This window comes from Olleya sp. AS48, assembly GCF_038900355.1.
Classification (GTDB): Bacteria; Bacteroidota; Bacteroidia; order Flavobacteriales; family Flavobacteriaceae; genus Olleya.
Map to the genome: position 1 here is coordinate 1 of NZ_JBBMRD010000004.1, position 25,003 is coordinate 25,003.

The window sequence follows — 25,003 nt, forward strand, 5'->3', positions numbered from 1 at the left end:
GTCGTTGATGTTGTAACACTACATGGATCGAATGGATCGGTTCCATTGATTATTTCTTCACCATTTGTTTCACCATCACCATCACAATCAGCTGCTGCCCATACTGAATAGTTTGGATCTGATGGTGCTGGTATTGTTGGTGCTCCACTTACACTACATGGATCATTAGGGTCAGAACCGTTACTGTTTTCTGTTCCATTTGTTTCGCCATCGCCATCACAATCAGCTGCTATCCATAATGGATTAGTTTGATCTTCATCACCTGTTGTTCCATCATCTACACATGGATCATAAGGAGCTGTATCTGTTCCATTTGGCGTTCCATCTCCATCACAATCGGTTGTTGCCCATATATTATAAGCAATTTGTTCTGAATCTGTAGGGGGTAAACCTGGATCTGTAGGTGTTGTTGTTCCTACACTAAATACACATGGGTCTGCTGGTTCTGGGTCACTTCCGTTTGGATCTCCATCACCATCACAGTCTGCCAATATCCAGGCTCCTGTTTGCATTTCAGTAACTAGTAAAGGTTCGTAATCACAAGGATCTGATGGGTCTGTTCCATTACCATCGTCAACACCATTACCATCAGGATCTATTTCGTTTGCATTTGTTACTCCGTCACCATCACAATCTGCATCTTGAAATTGAGCAGTTGTAGTTGAGTAATCTTGATTAACAGGTAGATATTCACATTCATCATAAGGATCAGTCATATCTATAACTTCTTGTCCATTTGTAACACCATCACCATCACAATCTACTGCTGCCCATATATCATAAGCTGTTTGAGCAGGAGTACCTGACATCATTGGGTCTGAAGGAGCAGTTGTACCAGCAGTAAATTCACAAGGGTCTTTTGGATTTGGATCTGTTCCATTTGGATCACCATCACCATCACAATCGGCTGCTGCCCAAATAGAATTTGTTGGATCTGCAATACTTCCAGGTGTAAAATTACAAGGATCAGCTGGATCTGGATCTGTACTATCGCAATCACCATCACCATCAGTATCTATACATCCATCAACAGTAACACTTTCTGTTAAATCATCGCCAGCTGTTGTAGGATCTGTTTGGTCTGCAGTTATAGCTGCTGTAGTTGTATTTGTAATAGCATTTCCGTCTTCACCTGCGTTGACAGTACCCTCAATAGTTAGTGTTACAAATTGTCCACTACCTATAAAAGGAATTGTCCAATTAGGAGCCGAGTAAGTTGAAGGTTGATCACCACCTGTATTTCCGTTATTTCCTGTTGCAGTTAATTCTGTTGGAATTGTATCTGCTAAAGACACATTAGTTGCGTCATCAGGACCATTATTTGTTACGGTAATTGTAAATGTTACAGTATCTCCTTCAGCTGGAGTAGAGTCTACACTTGATAATGTTTTTACTGTTACTAAATCTGCTTCACCAACAGCAATGCCATCATTATTTCCGTCACTACCATCATCTATATCATTGGTTGGGTTTGAGTCTACCTCGTTTGCAGAAACTGAAGCAACATTTGTAAATGGACCAGGAGCGTCAATTGTTCCTGTAACTACTATTGTTACATCACTAAATGGTGAATTAGGCAACATATCTCCTAAATTACAAGGGAAAGTTACACAACCACCTCCTGTTACATTAGTGATTGTAACATTTGTAGGTGTATCTGTAACAAATACATTTGTTGCTAAGTCTGTTCCTAAATTACTAACTACAATATTCCAAGACACTGTATCACCAGGAGCAAAAGGTCCTGTTTGATTTAATGTTTTTGTTACACCTACATCAGCTTGTGCAACACTACAAGATGCTGGTGCAGTACCTGCATTTTGAGTATCTGTACAACCACTTGGATTATCAAAAGTTGCTGTAAGAATTACATTTGCACCATCAGAAGAAAAAGTTAATCCTGAAAATGTATGCTGTGTAGCAGAATCTAAACCAGAAACTGGAACAAATGTATTAATACCAGCACCTGTTAAGTCTAGGTTACCTAATCCAGGAGGATTAGTAAAATCTACAACTACATCTGCAATAAATGTATCATCAGAAGAATCTCCTGTAGTACCATTTGAATCACATGGTTGAATATTTGTTAAAGAAATAACTGCTACAGCACATGTATTTATGGTAATAAAAACATTTGCAGTATCCTGATTACCAAGAGAATCTTGAATAGTATAAGGAAAAGAAATTGGAGTACTACTTCCAAGAGCTGGTGTGATTAATAATTCACCACTTATATATTGTACAATTGTTCCATCTGATAAGAGAATTGGCGCACCACCATCTGTTATTGGTATACCATCTACTTCAGAAATTATAATTGGATCACTATCTGGATCTGAATCATTATTTAAAGGATCTATAGTGATTGGTGTATCAACGTTTGTTGTATCAGTATCGTCCTCTGCTTGTGGTGGATTGTTAATTCCAACAGAAGAAGTAACTGGATTAACCGGAGTACCGTTAGGATCTGTTGCTGAAAATGTTGCAACATTATTTCCTGTACATGGTAAAGTAATTTCAACATCTATGGTTAAAATTAATCTTTCTCCAGGTGCAAATTGTCCTGTATTGTTTTCAAAAATATTATTTAACCCTTGTCCTGTGTAAAACGCATTTAGGACTGGATCTACTGTAGCATTAGAAGTTATAATTTGAGGCGCGCTAACACTTACAATATTACCAGGACACATCGCTTCAATATCATCTACAACCTGAAGGTTAAATAAATCCACTGGAGACGTTGGGTCATTTTCTATTTCTATTTGAAAAGTAATATCTCTATTACCTAAAGTACCTGCTGGATCATTATTAATAATGGTCTTTGTAATAATTGGAACAGGGACAAATTGTATTCTCACAGGTGTTTGCTCACACAAACATTGTTCTTCATCATGTTCTGCTGTTAAATTTCTTCTTGTGGTATCTGAAACAGCGATTCCGTTAGAATCTACTCCAGAAAATACACCTTGTGTGTTTCTTGTTGTTTGGTTAGATGTTGGCCCTACATTTAAATCAATTCTATAACTGGCTGATGTACCTGCAGCCATAGTTTGTCCTGGTACTAATAAATCGGTAGATGTACCTATTAAACCTGATCCACCATCAAAACCTGGGTTTGGATTTAAAGTACCTGATAGTTGTGTTACAGTAAAAGTATTAATTGGTATTCCTGAAGCAAATAAATGATCGAAAGAATCTACATATTGCACATTAGAAGCTGGACCAGATCCAGAATTTCTTAAAGTAATAGTGTAAAAGAAATCTACTGTACCATCTGTATTAACAGGAGGTGTTGCATCATTTACTTCTAAACCAGCACTTAATATTGAAAGGTTTTCTTCAAATTGTTCGGTATCTGTTGCAGATGTTTCATAAGCAGCTCCAGTTACTGCATCATTTGCAGTTGCAAAAATTTCATTTATTACAGTTGTACCATCAAGAGCAGCAACAGCATCAACTTCAATACAGAATCCATAGGTTATTGATTGTCCTGGACCTAATTCATTTAATGTTGGAATAATAATTACTTCTTCATCAGTGGTTCCATTAAACGAGCCATTAGGTGTTACTCCTAAAGTTAATGGACCTGCTGAACGAGAAACAATGTTTACAATATTTGCATCTCCTAAAAATGGAGTTCCTAAATCATCTGTTATACTTATGTTATAAACTGGATTAGTACCAGTGTTAGTAAGTACTCCAGAATATCTTATTCTGTATCTATCGTCTGTTGTATAACCCCAATCACAGTGGGACTTAGTTATTGTCAAACCTCCGTCACCTGAAGCAATACTACATTGAGCTGGAGCTGTTGCCACATTGGAATTAGAAAAACTACAGCCAGTAGCATCAAAAGTTGCTGTTAGATCTAATGCACTCCCATCTGACGGTAAGACTACACCAACAAATGTATGACTAGTAGCTGAATCTAATCCGCCAACCCCTACATTTATTCCTGAGGGATTAACAACATCACCTGATAAATTTAAAAGACCGCTAGCTGGTGGATTAGAAAATGTAATTGTTATGTCTGCTGTATATACATCGTCGGAAGCATCACCTACTGTACCTTGATCGTCACAAATACTTTCGTTTGATGATGATATATTAGTTATTACACAATCAGGACTACAAGATGCAGGCGCTAATCCGGCAGAAGGCTCGTTGTATGTAAACGTACATACTGGATCACCTACAAATGAAGCAGTTATATCGATTGGTGTGCCATCTGCAACCATTGTAACACCACTAAAAGTATGGGATGTAGCTGTTGTAAGACCTGTTACTGGAACAGATAAAGTACCACTATCCCCTGTTATTTCAAGTGTTCCTGTAGCAGGAGAAGAATTAAAAATAACAGTAATATTTGCTGTAAATGTATCGTCATTTGGATCAGGAGTTGTTCCACCATCATTACAGGGTGAAATCATTGAAGTCGAAATAACAGTTATTTCACATTGAGCAAAACTGCTAAATGAAGATAAAAACAATAGAGAAGTAAAAAAAGAAAATAATAAACAATTAAATTTTGACTTTTTAGAAGTAAAAACTTTCATAAGCATGTACATTTGGTTAGCAACACATTGTTTAACATGGTTGAATTAACAATTAAGTTAATAGTATGTTAAATAATAAAAATATTTAATATGTTTATGATAACCGACATATTGGGGAATAAAACTTTTTATATTCGATGAAGTGCAAAAAAAAAGGATGAAATGCGTTAAATGATATGTTTTTAATTTTTAAAAATCTTTCACTTTATATTTTAATTTTTAAAGTAAATTTAAACAAAATAAGGGCAACTATTAAGTTGCCCTTATTAATGTATTTAACAAAAAAGATTTTACCAGATTCTTACACGATCTTCTGGTGCGATATACATTTTATCTCCTTCTTTAATATCAAACGCTTTATAAAATGCATCAATATTTAATAAAGGTTGCACAGCTCTTGTCATTCCTGGAGAATGTGGATCTGTTTTTATTCTAGTTTTTAATGCATCATCACGCATTTTAGTTCTCCAAACGGTTGCCCAAGACATAAAGAAACGTTGTTCTGCTGTAAAACCATCAATATCTTCTGGTCTTCCATTTTGTTCAAAACTCATTTGCAAAGCATCATAAGCAGCTAAAACACCACCTAAATCTCCAATGTTTTCACCTAATGTAAAAGCACCATTAATATTGGTTTCTGGTAATACTTCAATACCTGAATATTGATCAGCTAAAGCTTTTCCTAAACCTTCAAATTGTTTTAAATCTTCATCGGTCCACCAGTTATTTAGGTTTCCATCTTTATCATAACGTGATCCTGAATCATCAAAACTGTGTGAAATTTCATGTCCAATTACAGCTCCAATTCCTCCATAATTTACAGCATCATCTGCTGTATAATTATAAAAAGGTGGTTGTAAAATAGCAGCTGGAAAAACAATTTCGTTGTAAGCTGGATTAAAGTAAGCGTTTACCACTTGAGGAGCCATATACCATTCCGACTTATCAACTGGTTTTCCTAATTTTTGGATATCATCTTTAAAATTCCATGCAGTAGCATTTAAAGAGTTTTGTAAATAAGACCCTCCTTCTTCAACACTATTAATTTTTAATTCAGAATAATCTTTCCATTTGTCTGGATAAGCAATCTTAACTTTAGTTGCTTTAAGTTTTTCGATTGCTTTTTGTTTAGTTTCTGGACTCATCCAGTCTAATTTATTTATACGATGCTCAAACGCTAAAATGACATTTTCAATCATTTTTTTAGCTTTTACTTTAGCCTCTGCAGGAAACTTTTTGTCAACATATAATTTTCCTAATGCTTCTCCAACTGTACCGTTTAATGCACCTAAAGCACGCTCTTCTCTTGGACGTTGTGCTTTTGATCCATTTAATTCTTTTCCATAAAACTCCCAGTTAGCAGTTTCAATATCTGTGCTTAAATAACCAGCAGCACTATTAAATGTTTGCCATTTTAAGTATGCTTTCCAATCGTCTACATTACCATCAGCCAATACTTCTTGTAATCTATTAAAGTAACCTAAATCACCTATAATTACTGTATCTAATTGTTTTACACCTATACCAGAAATAAATTTTTTCCAGTTAACTGCTGGCACCATTTTTTGAACCTCTGCAATAGATCTTGGGTTGTAACGCTTACGTGCGTCACGACGATCTACTTTATCCATTTTAGCCTCTTCTAATCTAGTTTCGAAAGCTAAAATTTGTTCTGCTTGTGCTTTAGCTGTTGCTTCATCATCACCTAAATATTGAAACATCCTAGTGATATGTGCTACATACTTTTCTCTTTTTTCTTTTGAGTCGGCATCATCCTTAATGTAATAATCTCTGTCTGGTAAACCTGTACTTCCTCCTCCTAAATAGGCAACGTTACGGTTACTATCTTTAGGATCAGATCCTACACCAAATCCATAAAGACCACCTCCACCTTGAGGCTCCATTTCAATCATGTAAGCCTGTAGGTCTTCGATATTTTTTATAGCTTCAATTTTAGCTAAATATGGTTTTACTGGCTCAATACCTAACTTATTACGACCAATAGTGTCCATAATAGTTTGGTAAAAATAAACTGCCTTTTCTTGGTCAGAACCTGGTAATACTTTAATGTTTTCAAGATCTTTATTATCAGACATTGCTGCTTTTAAAATTGCCAAAGCATCTGCATCTGTTTTTTTACGCAATTCTTGGAAACTTCCCCAAGTAGCTTGATCATCCGGAATCTCGTTATTGTCTAACCATTTTCCGTTTACATATCTAAAGAAATCCTCTTTAGGTTGTGTTGACTTGTCCATGTAATCTAAATTGATTCCTGGAACGACTTCTAATTTTGCAGTTGGTTCCGCTGGCTTGTCTTCTTTACATCCCATGATGGTTAAACAGCCAACTATACCAATTACAGTTGATTTTTTAAGGTTGATTTTCATTTTTTTGATAGTGTTTATATTACGCGTATAATAATTGTTTAAGGTATAAAAAACGCGCCTACTAGCTGGTAGTAAGGCGCGTTTTTTAAGTTTAAATTAACTTTTAATTAACAATTAGCTTTTTAGTTATTCTGCCAACATTAGTTTGTAAATTTAAAAAATAAACTCCTGTTGAAAAGCTACTTAAATCCAATTGATACAAATTATTATTAGTTTTAGCTTCTAATTTATTATAAATTAACTTTCCTGTAAGGTCATAAACCGCAACATCAAAACTTTGATTAGAAAGTGTTTTAATATTGAATAAGCCTTTTGATGGATTTGGATACACCATAAAATTGTTAGTTTCAAATTGGTCAACACTTAAATTATCGGTTCCTCTGATTACAAAATTATCAATAATAACACCTTCTTCCTGAACAGCTTGATCAGACTGAAATACAAACCTAAACATAATACTAGTCTCTGCATTTAATGCTGTTAAATCATAGCTATACTCTGACATTGTAGCAGATTGTGCATCTGTTCCAGACCATTGAGACCCAATACAGTTAAAACACGTGTTATTTTCGCCTTGTGCAGTATCATTATTGTACCAATTTGGATCTGTTGCTGTACCTAAGACAGTCCAGTTTAATCCCTGATCAATAGAGTACTCCATATATAATAGATCCCAATCATCTTCAAGCTGAAACGCCATATCAAATTTAAGCTCAGGATTTAATAATGGTGTTAAATCAAAGCATTGTGACACTAAATAACTTTTTACATTGTTATCATAATCTCCTATTAAGTTTGTACCATATACTTGATTAGATAAATCTGAAGATGGGTTGTTTAAGACAGCTCCTGTTGGAACACCTCGTTGCCAATATTGTGTTGCTGCGCTTTCGTCAATAACTAATAATGCTTCTTCAGCTGTTTCAAATGTGTTTACCACTTGTGTTACACCACTATCATTAACATAAATAACTTTTTCTTCTGAGTCATTATTACTTGCATAAGTATCACCAGCAATAGTTGATGATACTTTAAATGTATAAATTCCTTTAGGTAAATTTAATACTGGTAAATCCACTAAAGTTGATGTTTCCGATAGTAAATTACCTGTCCAATTATAAGCATTAGAAACACCATCGATTAAATAGTTAAAATCTACAGATGTTATAGGACTTAACCCATTGTTTTTAATTTCTACTTGTGGTACAATATTAGCATCACAATCTACAGCTGCACTAATACCATTAAGCGCTACCAATTTAACATCTGTAGCTGCCAATTCGGTTGGAATAACAGATTGCCATATACCTCTACCATAAGTAGCTGCAGTAATTTTATCGTCTAAAACATTTATTTCTACATCAGTTACAGCAACATTAGGTAAATCGTTGTTAAATAAATCCCATGTTAAAGTATCATCATCATATCTATAAACGCCTAAACTTGTACCTAAAAACAATGGATTTTTAGAATGTAATCCTTGATGTTTTATACTATTTTTAGTTACTGTTGGTAAGCCACTTGTTATGTCGGTGAAATTGTTTCCGCCATCAACTGATTTTAAAACTTGACCTAAAAATCCTGAGGTAGTAACGTACACTATCGTATTATCAGAATTATTAACTTCAACAGAGGTTATATTAGAACTAAAAGAAGCAACATTTGTAAAAGAAACTCCTGCATTAGTACTTTTTCTTAATGAAGCATTTATAACAACATAGATATTATCTGGATTTATTGGATCGATCTCTATAGCATCAATATTAGAACCAAATGAAGACGACACTGCTACCCAATTATTACCTACTAGTTTGTATAATGAATTGAAACCAGAATATAGCTCACTATTAACACTCATTGCCAAAGGAGTAATCCAATTTCCCTCTTCTCCAGCAGGAGAGCCTACACTACCTGTTATTGCACCACCTGCATTTGAGGATATATATAATCCGCCTCCATTTTGCGTAAATCCATAATAATTATTGGAGTTTGCTGGATCAATTGCAGTATCCATACCATCTGCTCCATAATAATTTTGCCACTGTCCATTATTAAAAGCATGACCACCATTATCTTGTAATCCACCAACCATTTTATTAGAGCTTTGTTTTGATACTGCTACTCTATAAAACTGACTGATTTGCATTCCTGCTGTTAAGTCTGTAAAACTTATTCCTTTATTTTGAGACTTGTAAAAACCACCATCTGTTCCTGCATATAAGTCACCATTAAAAAATCTTAAAAAATGAATGTCTGCATGAGAATAAGAAGATGAAAATGGTGCATTCCAATTATTAACTTTTGTAAAATTAGTTTGACTTCCGGTAACATTACCTTTCCAAATATTTAGGACTCCCGTATAAATTTCGTTTTCATCTGTGTCCGAAACTGCAAAAGCAAGGTCGAACCAAGACTGCGTAGATTCAAAAATATCACCATTATTAGCCAATGAAGCTACTTGAGTAAAATTAACACCAGCATTTGATGATTTATAAACACCTCTAAAACCGTAGCTATTATCGGACAGCAAAACATAGACCACGTCAGGATTTGCAGGTGTTACATCTATAACCATTCTAGAAATACCATTAAAAGGTAAACCTCCAGTAACCAATGTAAACGATTCTCCGCCATCAACAGATTTATAAAACCTGTTGCTAGATACTGCGTATAAAGTATTTGGATCTGTTGGCTTAATTTTTATGTCTTTAATATTTAATCCTACAGTACCATTAGATGCGCTAGACGCATTAAAATTGCTCCAATTTGTACCTCCATCAATAGTTTTATAAACGCCATTACTAGTAGCTACCCATAACATATTAGAATTTGATGGATTGATATAAATATCATTCATAGAGTTTGGTGCGTTTCCAGGATTTAATCCTGTAGTATTCCAAGTTAATCCACCATCTATAGATTTCATTACACCTACACTAAAAGAATCTCCTGCGTCATCATCTCCTGTAGCGATATAAACAATATCACTATTATTGCTATCAATAGCAATTCCCGAAACTCCTATTTGAGGTAAATCATCTGTTGTGGTAATCCACGACAAACCAGAATCAATAGACTTCCATAAACCTCCAGCAGGTGCTCCTGCATAAATTGTAGTAGGTATATTTGGATCTTGCACTACAACATTTATTCTACCTTGTCCAGAAGACCAAGATCCAGTATTAGAATGCGTGAAAGGACCAACAGGTTGCCAATCACTCTCATCAACCATTATATTGCTGCTTTTTAAGTTGCTTTTTGAATTTACAACGTCTAAATATGTATTCCATAACTCCAAAGATGTTGGAAGTGTACCGTCTGGTTTTACATAATTTGACCAATACGTTTCCCATCTTTTAAAAGGTTTATAACCACTCCCTTTTTGATTCGGATCTCTAGTTTCCCAATAGGTATTAAAGGCGTCAACTATATCCTGAAATTTTGCAGGTTTTGATTTATCGTTTGACGTTTGCTTAAGACTACTCATCCATGGAGCATCTTGATTAAATTGAGCAAAAGTTAAAGTACTAAAAAGCACAAAAACTAAGAGTAACATTTTTTTCATCTTTTCTAACATTTTAAAATCAAAAATAGAAGTTTTTTATTTAACTACTGATGTATTAACAAAAAACATCGACAAAATACATTATTTTTTGAGTATTTAGTAGTTTTTTAATAATTTCAACTTTAAAATGCTATCTGATGCCTTTTTTAAATTTGTCACTTCACTTACATTATCATTTGGAATTGCTATTGACAAGACGTAATGTTTAACCTTCCATACATCGCCAACTTTTTCAACAATTCCAGATCCTCTGCAAATTTCCATTTGTGTATCTAATAATTCGTCAAACCACGCTAATTTTTGATTTTCATAAACATAAATATTTCTTGATAATGTAGTAAAACGCCATGCTTTTCCTTTATCAAAATAAGGTTTAGCAAATGCCTTGAATTGATTGTTTTGCCAATTTTCGGTTGCATCTGTACCTATAAACACGCCATCTGTGGTCATTAAATTAAAATAAGCATCAAAATTGGCTTCTGCAGCAGCTTTATGCCAAGCTTCCAAACTATAATTTATATCTACTTTTTGCTTTGCAACATCCACTTGCACTTCTGCTACTTTACACGAAAACAATAGGGTAAGACTTATTAGACAAAAAAATACGTATTTCATTTTAATAAGGCTTTATAATAGTTTGACTATCTTTTTCTATCTTTTTGTTTATCTGAAGGTTTAAATTAGAAAGCGCAACAAACACTTGTTGTATTGCCAATAACTTATCTTTTTTTGAACTTGTATTTAAACTTTCAATTTCTTGAAACTTAAAAAGCATAGTTTTTAAAACCAAAACTCTAGCTTTTATAGGCTCAGTATTGATACCTTCAGGTATTGTTTCTTCTAAATCTTTAAGGCTAGAAACAAACAAATCTGTATCTGCATTAAAAAATGAAAAATCAGGAAGTTTGATTTTTTCTATTCCGTTAACAACATTTAAATATGGTTGCCAGTTTGAAATAACCTTATTAGTCTTTGCATCTAAACCTATGTCTTTATAATTAACTTTAGAAATATCTTTCTTAGTTAATTTTAACGAATCCGTTACAACTGTATTTTGCTTTGATACCTCTTCAGCTGTTATTTCTGTGTTTTCCTTTTTACAAGATGTAAATAATAACACAGTAATTACTAATAATTTTATAAATCTCATGATTAAAATTAAATGTTTGACACACAAATATATTAGATTAAAGAGTTAAATATTATTAAAACTTAAAATTGTTTATTCTGACCACTTTTATAATTTTTTTATTAATAAATCTTTAAAATGTTATTACTTTTGAGCGCATATTTTACACATAATCCAACAAAATGAGCGAAAAAATATTAATTATTGGAGCAGGAGGACAAATAGGTTCAGAATTAACCTACAAACTTAGAGCTATTCATGGTGATGCTAATGTTATTGCAAGTGATTTAAATTACAATAATCTAGATTTAGTCAATTCTGGTACATTTGAGATTATCGATGCTATGGATTATGCATCCATTAAAATATGTTGCGAAAAACATAATATTGATACAATTTACCTAATGGCAGCTTTATTAAGTGCTACAGGAGAAAAGTATCCAATGAAAGCTTGGGATTTAAACATGCAATCACTTTTTCATGTATTAAATTTAGCCAAAGCTAAAGCTATTAAAAAAGTATTTTGGCCTTCTAGTATTGCTGTATTTGGACCTACTACTCCAACAGAAAACACTCCTCAATACACTGTTATGGAACCAACTACTGTTTACGGAATTACCAAGCAAGTTGGTGAACGTTGGTGTGAATATTATCACGAAAAATATGATGTAGATGTAAGAAGCTTACGTTATCCAGGAATAATTAGCTGGAAAACGCTACCTGGTGGAGGAACAACAGATTATGCTGTAGAAATCTATCATGAAGCTTTAAAAAATAAAAATTACGAGTGTTTTTTAACCGAAAACACAGCGCTACCAATGATGTACATGGATGATGCTATTAAAGCTACTGTAAATATTATGTCTGCAAATTCTGAGAAAATAAAAATTAGATCTTCTTATAATCTTTCTGGAATTAGCTTTACTCCAAAAGAGATTGCAGAATCTATAAAAAAAGAGATTCCAGAATTTAAAATCAGCTATAAGCCTGATTTTAGACAACAAATTGCAGACTCTTGGCCAAGTAGTATTGATGACACTGAAGCTAGAGAACAATGGGATTGGAAACATCAATTTGATTTAGATGGAATAACCAAAGACATGCTAAGCAACTTAAGTAAAAAGTCTTAGTTGTATTAAATAATCTAATTTGTAGATAGTTAAATATCTAAAAAAGAATCTCTAACTAAATTTATACATTATCGAAACAAACGTTTAATTATAATGAAAATAAGGATATATCTGTTATTTATTGTACTAATAGCAAGTCAACTTGCTCAAGCACAATATACTCCTTATTTTGAGAATTTTTCGTTTTCGCAATATGATGCAGGAAACCAAAACTGGGGCGTTTCTAAAGCTGAAAACGGAAAAGTCTATGTTGCAAATAATAATGGTTTACTAGTATATAATGGTTTAAATTGGAAACTAAACGCATTACCCAACAAAACTACAATCCGCTCTGTTTTAGTTGTTAAAGACAAGATATATACTGGCTCGTATGAAGAGTTTGGCTACTGGCAATACAACAACAAAGGAGAACTAATTTATCATTCGTTGTCGCATTTAATTAATCGAAACAAATCACTTAATGAGGAGTTTTGGCAAATTCTACAACATGACAACAAAATAATCTTTAGATCTTTTTTAAACGTTTATGTTTTAGACAACAATACCATTACAAAAATTGAATCTACTGATACAATCATCTCTTGTTCTGTATCTAACAATACGGTTTATGTTAATACATTAACCAACGGAATATTTACACTAAAAGACAATACCTTAACACCTTTCTTATTTAGCGATGATCTTGTTGACGCTAAAATTATTGGAATAGCCAACTACCAAAATAGTTTATTAATTACAACTGCTTTAAAAGGAAGCTTTACGTTAATAAATAACAACCTACAACCAACTAAGCTTCCAATTAATGATATAATAAAAAAATATCAACTTAATAGTTTTTTAAAATTAGAAAACGGAAATATGGTGTTTGGAACTATAAAAAATGGAATTTATGTTACAAACAACTTAGGGCAAGTCATATTTAATATTAATAAAGAAAATGGACTAGTTAACAACACCGTTTTAAATATAATAGCAGATAATGATGCTAATATTTGGGTTTGTTTAGACAATGGATTATCCAAAATAAATTTAAAAAACAACATAACATACTATAATGATGTTTCTGGTAAACTAGGTGCAGTTTACGATGTAATAAAGTATAATGACACCATTTATATTGGTAGCAACACAGGTCTATATTATTTAAACAATCAACATCAATTAATATTTATTGAAGGGTCTCAAGGACAAGTATGGGATCTTAAACTGATAGATAATCAGTTATTTTGTGGACATAATGATGGTACTTTTTTAGTAAAAAATAACACCATACAGTTAATATCAAACTTTACAGGAGGTTGGACAATCAAAAAAATACCTGATAACAACAGCTATGTTCAAGGTACTTATGGTGGATTAGTAAAATTTAATAAAACAGAAGAAAGCTGGGCTGCATCCTACTTAGGACAACCAACAATCCCAATAAAATATTTAGAGTTTGAAGACAAAAATAATATTTGGGCAGCACATGCTTACAAAGGCTTAATAAAAGTAAAGTTAAATAACACCTTTGATTCCATTATTGATTATAAGGAATATAACACAAAAGCAACTGCTTCCGACTACAACATTAAAGTCTATAAAATTAAAAACAATATTTGCTTTAAAACCAATGATGGATGGAAAACCTACGAGCCATTGGCTGACAGCATAATTCCATATAAATTTTTAAACGACAAAATAGGTCCTCAATCTGATGTCGTATCAGAAGATTTAACTAATAACTTATTTTTTAAAAACAATAAAGGCATCATTCAACTTAAAGCCACTAACAACGATAAATTGGTTTTAACTAGAGATTATTATGATGACAGACTAATTGTTGGGTATGAAAACATATCACAAATTAATGACTCTATCTATGCGCTTAACTTAAATAATGGCTTTTTATTACTAAATGCAAACCAAAATTTTACCGTTAAAAAACCAATTAAACCACTAATCGAAAAAATACAAGTAAACGACATTAGAGTAAAGATTGACACTTCGGTAATAGAGTTACCAAATAACGGAAAACTAAGCATATCTATAGCCTCTCCAAACTCTAACAATCATTTTTTTGAATACAGTTTAAGCACAAATCCTACTAAATGGGACAAAGTAGATAATGAAAACTTAGTATTGTCCAACATCAAAAACGGAGACTTTTCAATATTATTCAGGACTTCCAATAAAGCAGGCGAAACCTCTCCAGTAAAAACAATAAATCTTCATGTATTACCACCATGGTACAAGTCTAGTACAGGTTTTATAATATACGCATTAGCCTTAATTTTAACTTTAGGTATAATGTATTTACTTCATAAAAGAAAAATGAAGAAAGAACAAAAACTACTAGAAATAGAATTTAAAAAAGAGCAACAACAGATTTTAAAAGAAAAAAATATTGAAAATGATCGTAAGATTATTAAACTTAAAAATGAATCACTTCAAAACGAGATCAAATTAAAAAGCAAGCAATTAGCAAATACAGCTATTGCATTGGTTAAGAAAAATGAAGCTTTATTAGAAATAAAAAAAGAACTTCAAATTAACGAAGGTCAGTTCCAAAATAAACAAGTTAGCAAACGTCTTCAGAAAAAAATTGATCATACCATTGGTCATAAAGATGAATGGGAAATATTTGAATATAACTTTAATCAGGTGCATGAAAAATTCTTCAATCAATTAAAAATTAAACATCCTAAACTATCGCATAAAGACTTAAAATTATGCGCATATATTAAGATGAATTTAGTAACAAAAGAGATTGCGCCTTTAATGAATATTTCTACCAGAGGAATTGAAACACACAGATATCGTTTAAAACGAAAATTAAATTTAAGCTCAGAAGACTCGCTTACAGACTACCTAAACAGCTTCATTTAAACGCATTTTTATCTAAATTATAACATAAATTACTACGTCAATACTACGTCACTATATCGTTTTAGTGTACTATTTAGTGATTAATACTATGGTTTACAATACGTCAGCACTAGCTTTGTTAACATTAACTTAACCTTGACGTAATCAAAATGTATTTGTATTTTAAAATTAAAGATAAATAGATAGTAATTTTACTTCACTAACATTCTAAAATAAAAATACATGAAAGTAAAACTTAATTTTCTATTCTTCTTTTTATTGAGCATTAGTATTTTAGCTCAAGACAAAACTGTAACAGGAGTTGTTACAAGTGCGGAGGATGGTTTACCCTTACCAAACGTTAATGTTATAGTAAAGGGTACAGCTAAAGGAACAAGTACTGATTTTGATGGTAACTATGCTATCACACTTTCTCAAGGTAATATAGTAGAGTTTAGTTACATTGGTTTTAAAACTAAAAATGTTACTATTACTAATAATAACGTTATAAACATCGCTTTAGAAGTGGATGCACAATCCCTAGAAGAGGTTGTTGTTATTGGTTATGGTGCACAAAAAAAAGCAGATGTAACAGGAGCTATCACAACAATAAAATCTGAAGACATCCAAAAAACACCTAACAGTAATGTAATGCAATCTTTACAAGGTAAGGTTGCTGGTGTACAAGTGACAAGCGTAGGGTCTCCAGGAGATTCGCCTTCTATTAGAATACGTGGTGTTAACTCTTACGCTGCAGGTGGAACACCTCTATTTGTCGTTGACGGAATGTTTTACGACAACATCGATTTTCTAGACAGTAGCCAAATACAAAGCGTATCTGTTTTAAAAGATGCGTCATCAATTGCTATTTTTGGAAGACGTGGTGTTAATGGTGTTATTATCATAGAAACAAATGGTGGTAAATTTGAGAAAAAACCAGAAATCACATATAGTGGATATACAGGTATACAACATGCACAAAATGTGGTAAAAATGGCTAATGCCGAACAATTTGTAACTATGGCTTACGAGTCTGGATCAGAATCTGATATTCAATTTGTACAAAATGCAATTGAAAGATTTGGTAGAAGCAGAATTAATCCTAACGTACCAAATGTAAACACAGACTGGTATAACGAAGTGTTACGAGATGCGACAATTACAAGTCATAATATTGCTATAAATGGTGGTAGCGAGTCTACATCTTATGGTGTCAATGCAAGTTATTTTTCTCAAGATGGTATCTTAGATATGAAAAACGAATACGAGCGTTTTAACCTTCAATCCAATCTTGATTTTAAAGTTTCAGACAGATTAAAAATTGGCGTAAATTCTATTTTTAGTAATGCTACTAAATATAATCCAGAAAATGGCGCATGGTTTCAAGCCTATTTTGCAGTGCCAATTCTTCCAGTTTATGACTATGCAAATACAGACGCATCGCCAATTCCGTTTTCAGACGCTACGCTTTTAGGTTACAGAGGATCTCAAAACCCTTTTCCTTCAATGACCTACAATAACAACCAATTAAAGATAAAAAAAATATTAGCTAGTGTTTATGCAGAGTATGATCTTGTTCCTGACAAGCTTTCTTTTAAAACATCTTATAGCCACGACTACTCTACAATAGCAGAACGTAATGTAAGATTACCATATTTCATTTCACAAAACTCACAAAGAGAGACGTCTTCTATAAGAAGAGCAAATCTAACCTACTCTACCCAGTATTGGGACAACACCCTTACTTATAAAGACAACTTTGGTGATCACAGTTTTAAATTATTAGCTGGATCGTCATATGGTGATGAGCAAACTAATAGTTTTAGTGCTACTGGTAATGACGTGCAAGGAATAGATTTAGAAAGCTCTTGGTATTTAAATTTTGCAGATCCAACCTCTTTTGCCAGTCAAGTTAACGAAATTGGAGACCGCTTTTACACTTTAGCATATTTTGGAAGATTAGAGTATAGCTTAAAAGATAAGTACTTGTTAAATGCTACAGTAAGACGTGAAGGTGATGCAAAATTTCCTAAAAAAATATGGGAAACAACACCTGCATTTGGTGTAGGATGGGTTGTCTCTAAAGAAAATTTTATGCAAAATAGTAATGTTATAGATTTTCTTAAACTACGTGCAAGTTGGGGGCAATTAGCTAATGGACAATTAGGTGGAAGTGCTGGTACCAGAACAGTATCTCAATTAACAACTGCAATCGACGACACACAAACTAATGGAATTATTAGCTCTAGCAACTTTACAGATTTAGAAAGAGAAATACTAGAAGAGACTAATTTTGGTATTAGCGCAAGGTTATTTAATAGCAAATTAACATTAGAAGCAGATTACTTTATCAGAGACACTAAAAAACTAGTCGTTCCGGTTGATCAAGCAATTGTAAGTAACACTTTATTGGTTAATGCTGGTGAAATGAGAAACCAAGGTCTAGAAATTGCTGCTAATTGGAGCCAAACAATTAATGATAATTGGAGCTTTTCGGTAGGCGGAAACTTTGGAACTTTAGACAATAAAGTAACAAAAATAAACACAGACCAAGGTTATTATGATACTGGTAGTGCAGAATTTAGACAAAGATTAATGGTTGGAGAGCCTGTAAATGCTTTTTATGGATGGGAAATTGACGGAGTCTATCAAAACGAAGCACAAGTAGCTGCAGATCCAACAGCTCAGTATGAGCTTTCAGAAAACAGTAACCAACTTGTACCAGGTGATTTTATTTATAAAGACCAAAATAATGATGGTAAAATTGATGCAGATGACAGAGTGGTGTTAGGCTCATATTTACCTGATTTTACATATGGTGCTAATATGCAAGTAAGCTACAAAAACTTCGATTTTTCTGTTGCAATAGCTGGACAAAGCGGTAATGAAATTTTAAACAGAAAAAGAGGTGAAGTATTATTTACTAATGACACTAACATCGATGCAGATTTTGCCATAAACAGATGGCATGGAGAAGGAACAAGTAATGACTATCCATCTTCTGAAGGTAGAAGAAAAGGTTGGAACCAAAAAATGAGTTCTTTCTTTGTTGAAAATGGATCTTATTTCCGTGTACAAAACATACAACTTGCCTACACTATCCCTTCTAAGTTAATTGATGGTAAAAACTTACCAGAAACTAAAATAACTTTTACAGCAGATCGTCCATTTACATCTTTTAGCTACAATGGATTTAATCCAGAAGTTGCAAATGGTGTAGACAGACAAACATATCCAATCCCAGCAATTTATACTGTTGGTGTTAATATTAAAATATAAAAATGCTAAAAATGAAAAATTTAAAACAACTTTTAAAGCCACTAGCATTGTTGTTAGTTGCATTTATCACCACAGTATCTTGTAGTGACAAGTTAGAGGAAAATGACGGTCAATTGTCTGCAGATGATTTAGATTTTACTGCATCAGAAGACATGATATTACCATTAATTGGTGCTTATTCTGAAACCTATTCTAGAGGTTGGGAAGATCCATTATTAATAGGCGTACGAGGTGATGACGTAAACGCTGGTGGTGTCGGAGATGCTCAAGGCGGATTTACTAACGCTGACCTTTACAATTATGACAATGGTTATTGGATGTACAATCAAGTTTGGGAAAACTTTTATGGAGATATTACAGATATCGTAAACTCTGGAGAAACAATACTTAAATATAAAGAGTTTGCTACTGGAGACAATATAAGTTTAGCTGATCAATATATCGCAGAAACTAAAGTATTAAGCGGTTTTCAACACTTACAAATGTCACGTCTTTGGGGAGATATTTTTATTATAACTAACTCTAACGTATCTACAGACATAGATAATGGTGTAGACACTAAAGAAGACGTTATGCTTTACGTATCAGAACTTATGGATGAAGCCATCCCTTTTTTATCTGACATGAGACCAAACGAGAGAACAGATGTTCCTGGTGGAGTTACTAAATACACAGCCTTAGCCATTAAAGCTTTAGCAAATTTAGAACTTGAAAACTATCAAGCTGTTGCAGATATTACTGCAGAAATTATTAGCTCTAATAAGTTTACTTTATTTCCTGATTTTTACGAATTATTTAAAAAACCAGGAAAACTAAGCAACGAAAGTTTATTTGAATTACAATTTTCTGATTACAATACTGATACAGGTAACACAAACAACCATCTATATGCACCTTTTGGACCTTCAAGTTGGACACCTGCAGTGTCAACAGCTTCTGGTGGATGGGGTTTTTATGAGCCTAGCTTAAAGTATATTAAATTTATGATAGATAGAGATGATGAAACGCGTCTTGTGACCAGCGTATGTTTTACACCACGTGGTATTGCAGAGATTATGTTAGATCCTAGCTACTCAACTTTACCTAGCTATATAAGTAACACAACTCCAGATGGAGACGTATTTAATGACTACACTAGAGCAATGTTTGCAAGTGGTAAACACTACTTACCATCTAACCAGTTAACTCCTGGAAGAAACGATTATGGGTCTAGTAAAAACTTTAACGTTATAAGATATTCAGAAATATTATTAATGTATGCAGAAGCACTAACTCATGGTGCATCAGGCTCAATTATGACAGCTGATCAAGCAGTCAACATGGTTAGAAATCGTGTAGGAATGAGTCCATTATCTGGAGTAACTACAAATGATGTAATGGATGAAAAATTTGCAGAATTAGGTATGGAATGGGGAATCAGATACTTTGATATGATTAGACTTAATAAGTATGATGAGTTAAGCTACGAAGGTAGGACGTTTACCGCTCAAGACGAGCTTTTACCTTACCCACAAGCACAACTTGACTTACTTCCATTAGAATAATATTAAAATCCTTTAATCATGAAAAATATTAGTAAATATATAGTATCACTAATTGTATTAGTCTTAATGTCATCTTGCTACGAAGGTATAGACCCATTAACAGAGGTTAATCCTGGACCAGATGCTGGAGCACCAACTGTAAATGTGATTTTTCCAACAGAAGGTACAGCAATTCAAGACATAGCAATTGAAAGCGCAATTGATATTCAGTTTGAAGTTTCGGATGATATCGAAATTCAAATCATCTCTGTTAAAGTAGATGGTAATCAAATTGCAACCTTTAATTCGTTTTTAGACTATCGCAATTTCAATGCAAATGTACCACATAGCGGAATCACAAGTGGTGAACATACTGTAGAGGTTAGCGCTACAGATATCTCAGGAAACATAACTAGTACATTAGTTAATTTTAGCAAAGAGCCTCCTTATTCTCCTTTATTTAATGGAGAATTTTTCTACATGCCATTTGATGGAACATTTACTGAGCTGGTAACCATTACTGATCCAGCGCAAACAGGTAATCCTTCATTTGCAGGAGAAAGCTTTTTAGGTACAAACTCTTATAAAGCAACAACAGATTCTTATCTAACATTTCCTTTAGATCAAACCAATTTAGGCAACCAATTTACTGGAGCCTTTTGGTATAAAGTTAATGCTTCTCCTGATAGATCTGGAATTTTAACTATTGGAGATGATGAAATAGACAGAAACCAAGGCTTTAGATTATTTAGAGAAGGTAGTGCGACAGAACAACGTATCAAAATAAATATTGGTACAGGAGCTTCTGACAGTTGGAATGATGGAGGCGTAATAGATGTTACTGCTGGAGAGTGGATCCATATTGCATTTACAATTTCGGCAACAGAGAGTGTTATTTATTTTAACGGAGTACCAGTAAACACTATAGCATTATCTAATCCTATAGACTGGACTGGATGTAATGATATTAACATAGGTGCAGGAGGTCCAACATTTAGTTATTGGAATCATTTATCGGATAATAGCGCAATGGACGAGTTAAGGTTATTCAACATAGCAATGACACAAACAGAAATCCAAAACATGATTAATGTGACTAATCCATATACACCAATCTATAATGGCGAAACATTTTACATGCCTTTTGATGGCAGTAATACCGATTTAATTAGCTTACAAACTGCTTCAGAAGTAGGAACACCACAGTCAACATCTGATAGTTATTCTGGAAGCGACGCTTTTACAGCGACAACAGATTCATACTTAACATTCCCTACAAATAATCTTTTTGGTAGCGACCAGTTTAGCACAACCTTTTGGTATAAGGTAAATGCAACACCTGATAGATCCGGAATTTTAACCGTAGGCGATGATGCTGATGACAGAAACCAAGGCTTTAGATTATTTAGAGAAGGTAACGCGACAGAACAACGTATAAAAGTTAATATCGGAACAGGTACTGCTGAAAGTTGGAATGATGGAGGCGTAATAGATGTTACTGCTGGACAATGGGTACACATAGCCTTAACAGTATCTCCTACTGAAAGTAAAATTTACATTAATGGAGCCGAAACCCTAACATCTGCTCTTGGAGCAAGTATTGATTGGACTGGTTGTACACAAATGGTTATTGGTGCTGGTGGACCAACCTTTGATTATTGGGGACACCTATCTGATAGTAGTCTAATGGACGAATTACGTATATATAACACAACACTTACACAGGCTGAAATCCAGTCTATGTTATAATATTTATTAATAGCACCCTTTTTATTTTGATTTAGTTCTCCTATGCTTTAGCTGTATTATGTTTTTAATACAGCTGAGGCAATTAATCTCATAACTCAATGAAAATCCTTCCTAAAAACTTTACCCTTATCTTTTTAATTTTCATAGTGTTAACAAGCTGTAAAAGTAAAAAAGAAACACCTATATCAGATTTTAAGTCAGTCAAATTACAATTAACAGATAACCAATTATTAGACACCATACAAAAACAAACGTTTGATTATTTTTGGGAAGCTTCAGACCCAAATTCTGGTTTAGCCAGAGAAAGAGTTCATATGGACAACATCTATCCAACTACTCCAATTAACACAGTAACAACTGGAGGAAGTGGGTTTGGATTAATGGCTATTTTAGTTGGGATAGAAAGACAATGGATTACAAGAGAGCAAGCATTGGACAGATACTTAAAAGCTATTACATTTTTAGAAACAGCCGATCGATTTCATGGTGCTTGGCCACATTGGCTTAATGGTGAAACCGGAAAAGTAATTCCCTTTAGCAAAAAAGATAATGGTGGTGATTTAGTAGAAACTTCATTTTTAATTCAAGGACTTCTAACGGTTTCTGAATATTTTAAAAACGGAAACCAAAAAGAACAACAATTAGTTAACAGAATAGACAAATTGTGGAAAGAAGTAGAATGGGATTGGTATACAAAAAACGGAGAAGATGCACTATACTGGCATTGGTCACCAGAATATCAATGGGAAATGAATTTTCCCGTTGGAGGCTACAATGAATGTTTGATTATGTATGTACTAGCAGCTGCTTCGCCAACACATCCAATCAAAAAATCAGTATATGATAATGGTTGGGCTAAAAAAGGAGACATTGTAACATCAGACAGCATGTACGATATTCCTTTAGTCTTAAATTACTATGAACATGATGACTCACCTATTGGCCCATTATTTTGGGCACACTATTCCTACCTTGGTTTAAACCCAAAAATAATCAAGGATAAATATGCAGACTATTGGCAATTAACAACTAATCATGCAAAGATACATTATCAATATGCTGTAAAAAACCCTAACAAATTTAAAGGCTATGGAGACAGTCTTTGGGGACTAACTTCTAGTTACTCCATGAAAGGATATTCAGGACATAGACCAGGAGCAGATTTAGGAGTCATTAGTCCAACTGCTGCATTATCTTCATTTCCATATACGCCTAAACAAAGTATGCAAATGCTTAGATATATGTATACAAAACAAGATACTTTAATCGGCAAATATGGTCCTTATGATGCTTTTAGCATAGAACACAAATGGTATTTGCCAAGATATTTAGCTATTGATCAAGGACCAATTCCCATAATGATAGAAAATTATAGAACAGGCTTATTTTGGAAACTATTTATGGGTAACAAAGATTTACAAAACGGACTTGCCAAATTGGATTTTAGCCTAAAAAAAATAAATTAAAAATGAAAAATATACACTTCATATTAATCACAATAGTCCTATTGTTTTCTTGCGCATCAGATGATGGACCAGGTTACCAAGAGCCTTATATTCCTAACAACAATACTCCAGTTATTGAGCCATTAACGGATCAAGCCTTGATGGATTTAGTACAAGAAAAAACTTTTAAATACTTCTGGGATTTTGCAAATTCACCGTCAGGAGCAGCTAAGGAACGTTATCATCCTAGTAACCCTTCATTAAACCAAAATATAGTTACTACAGGAGGTAGTGGTTTTGGATTAATGGCGATTATTATTGGTATTGAAAAAGGTTATATTACAAGAGACCAAGGCGTACAAAGATTAACTACTATACTCGACTTTTTTGAAAATGCAGATCGTTTTCATGGTGCTTGGTCACATTGGATCGATGGTAACTCAGGACAAGTCATCCCTTTTAGTCCTGAGGATAATGGTGGAGACTTAGTAGAAACTGCATTTTTAGCACAAGGACTAATTTGTGTCCAAGAATATTTTAAAAATGGATCAACACAAGAACAAACCCTAGCAAACCAAGCAGATGTCCTTTGGAAAGGTGTAGAATGGGATTGGTACACACAAGGTCAAAATAAACTATATTGGCATTGGAGTCCAACAAATCAATTTGCTTTAAACCTAGAGTTAAAAGGCTATAATGAAACACTAATTGCATTCATACTTGGCGCAGCTTCACCAGATCACAGCATATCAAACTCAGTATATACAGATGGCTGGGCTTCAAATGGAACTATAGTAACTGCAGACACGCAATATAATATCCCTACGGTTTTAGAACACGCAGGATCAGGGACTGGACCTTTATTTTGGGCACACTACTCCTATTTAGGATTAAACCCAACAAATTTATCAGATCAATATGCAAATTATTGGACTTTAAACAAAAACCACACAGACATTAACTACGCTTATTGCGTTGATAATCCTTTAAATTATTTTAAATATGGCACAGATTGTTGGGGTTTAACAGCCAGCTACTCACGCAATGATGATGGTAGCATTGGATATTTAGCACATCAACCAGGAAACGATATTGGAGTAATATCTCCAACTGCTGCGATTAGCTCTATACCATATACACCAGAAAAATCTTTAGCAGCAATGCAATTTTTTTATAGTAAAAGTGACATTTTACTGGGACCTGCAGGTTTTTATGATGCCTTTAGCCCAAAAGATGATTATTGGGTAGCAGACGCTTATTTAGCGATAGATCAAGGTCCGCAAATAATTATGATAGAAAACTACAGGACTGGACTAATTTGGAATTTATTTATGCAAAATCAAGACGTTCAAAATGGTCTAAACACACTAGGCTTTAACTATTAAAATCATTT

At 33.4% G+C, this 25,003-nt stretch carries 12 protein-coding genes; 7 read left to right on the top strand and 5 right to left on the bottom strand.

Going from position 1 to position 25,003, the window contains the following annotated elements; translation table 11 throughout:
• From WNY60_RS06270 to WNY60_RS06290, 5 genes are all read right to left on the bottom strand, one after another.
• On the bottom strand, positions 1-4,430 hold a 4,430-nt coding region (locus tag WNY60_RS06270; RefSeq protein ID WP_342861855.1), incomplete at its 3' end, for an Ig-like domain-containing protein.
• 416 nt (positions 4,431-4,846) lie between these two features.
• Complete coding sequence (locus WNY60_RS06275) at positions 4,847-6,886, bottom strand: M13 family metallopeptidase (RefSeq protein WP_342861994.1); 2,040 nt, start codon at positions 6,884-6,886, stop codon at positions 4,847-4,849.
• Positions 6,887-7,046: 160 nt separating this feature from the next.
• Entirely contained in the window at positions 7,047-10,508 is a 3,462-nt protein-coding gene (locus WNY60_RS06280; RefSeq protein WP_342861856.1) for a T9SS type A sorting domain-containing protein, read from the bottom strand.
• A 96-nt stretch (positions 10,509-10,604) separates the two neighbouring features.
• Complete coding sequence (locus WNY60_RS06285; RefSeq protein ID WP_342861857.1) at positions 10,605-11,123, bottom strand: nuclear transport factor 2 family protein; 519 nt, start codon at positions 11,121-11,123, stop codon at positions 10,605-10,607.
• 1 nt (position 11,124) lies between these two features.
• Complete coding sequence (locus tag WNY60_RS06290; RefSeq protein WP_145004504.1) at positions 11,125-11,658, bottom strand: hypothetical protein; 534 nt, start codon at positions 11,656-11,658, stop codon at positions 11,125-11,127.
• A gap of 161 nt (positions 11,659-11,819) precedes the next feature.
• Between WNY60_RS06290 and WNY60_RS06295 the strand changes: the two genes are divergently transcribed.
• The 7 genes from WNY60_RS06295 (at position 11,820) to WNY60_RS06325 (ending at position 24,995) form a co-directional block, all read left to right on the top strand.
• The gene (locus tag WNY60_RS06295) at positions 11,820-12,767 is read left to right on the top strand and encodes an NAD-dependent epimerase/dehydratase family protein (protein ID WP_342861858.1); all 948 of its coding nucleotides are present in this window, start codon (positions 11,820-11,822) and stop codon (positions 12,765-12,767) included.
• A 93-nt stretch (positions 12,768-12,860) separates the two neighbouring features.
• On the top strand, positions 12,861-15,635 hold the full coding sequence (locus WNY60_RS06300; RefSeq protein WP_342861859.1) for a LuxR C-terminal-related transcriptional regulator: 2,775 nt from the start codon (positions 12,861-12,863) through the stop codon (positions 15,633-15,635).
• Positions 15,636-15,857: 222 nt separating this feature from the next.
• Positions 15,858-18,893, top strand: coding sequence for a TonB-dependent receptor (locus WNY60_RS06305; RefSeq protein ID WP_342861860.1), 3,036 nt, complete (start codon positions 15,858-15,860; stop codon positions 18,891-18,893).
• Between the two features lie 11 nt (positions 18,894-18,904).
• On the top strand, positions 18,905-20,437 hold the full coding sequence (locus WNY60_RS06310) for a RagB/SusD family nutrient uptake outer membrane protein (protein WP_342861861.1): 1,533 nt from the start codon (positions 18,905-18,907) through the stop codon (positions 20,435-20,437).
• A gap of 18 nt (positions 20,438-20,455) precedes the next feature.
• A complete protein-coding gene (locus WNY60_RS06315) occupies positions 20,456-22,165 on the top strand; it encodes a LamG domain-containing protein (protein WP_342861863.1) in 1,710 nt (569 codons plus the stop codon).
• Positions 22,166-22,263: 98 nt separating this feature from the next.
• Positions 22,264-23,631 (top strand): glucoamylase family protein, encoded by a 1,368-nt coding sequence (locus WNY60_RS06320; RefSeq protein ID WP_342861864.1) that lies wholly within the window; start codon positions 22,264-22,266, stop codon positions 23,629-23,631.
• A gap of 2 nt (positions 23,632-23,633) precedes the next feature.
• On the top strand, positions 23,634-24,995 hold the full coding sequence (locus WNY60_RS06325; RefSeq protein ID WP_342861865.1) for a glucoamylase family protein: 1,362 nt from the start codon (positions 23,634-23,636) through the stop codon (positions 24,993-24,995).
• Positions 24,996-25,003 lie beyond the last annotated feature (8 nt).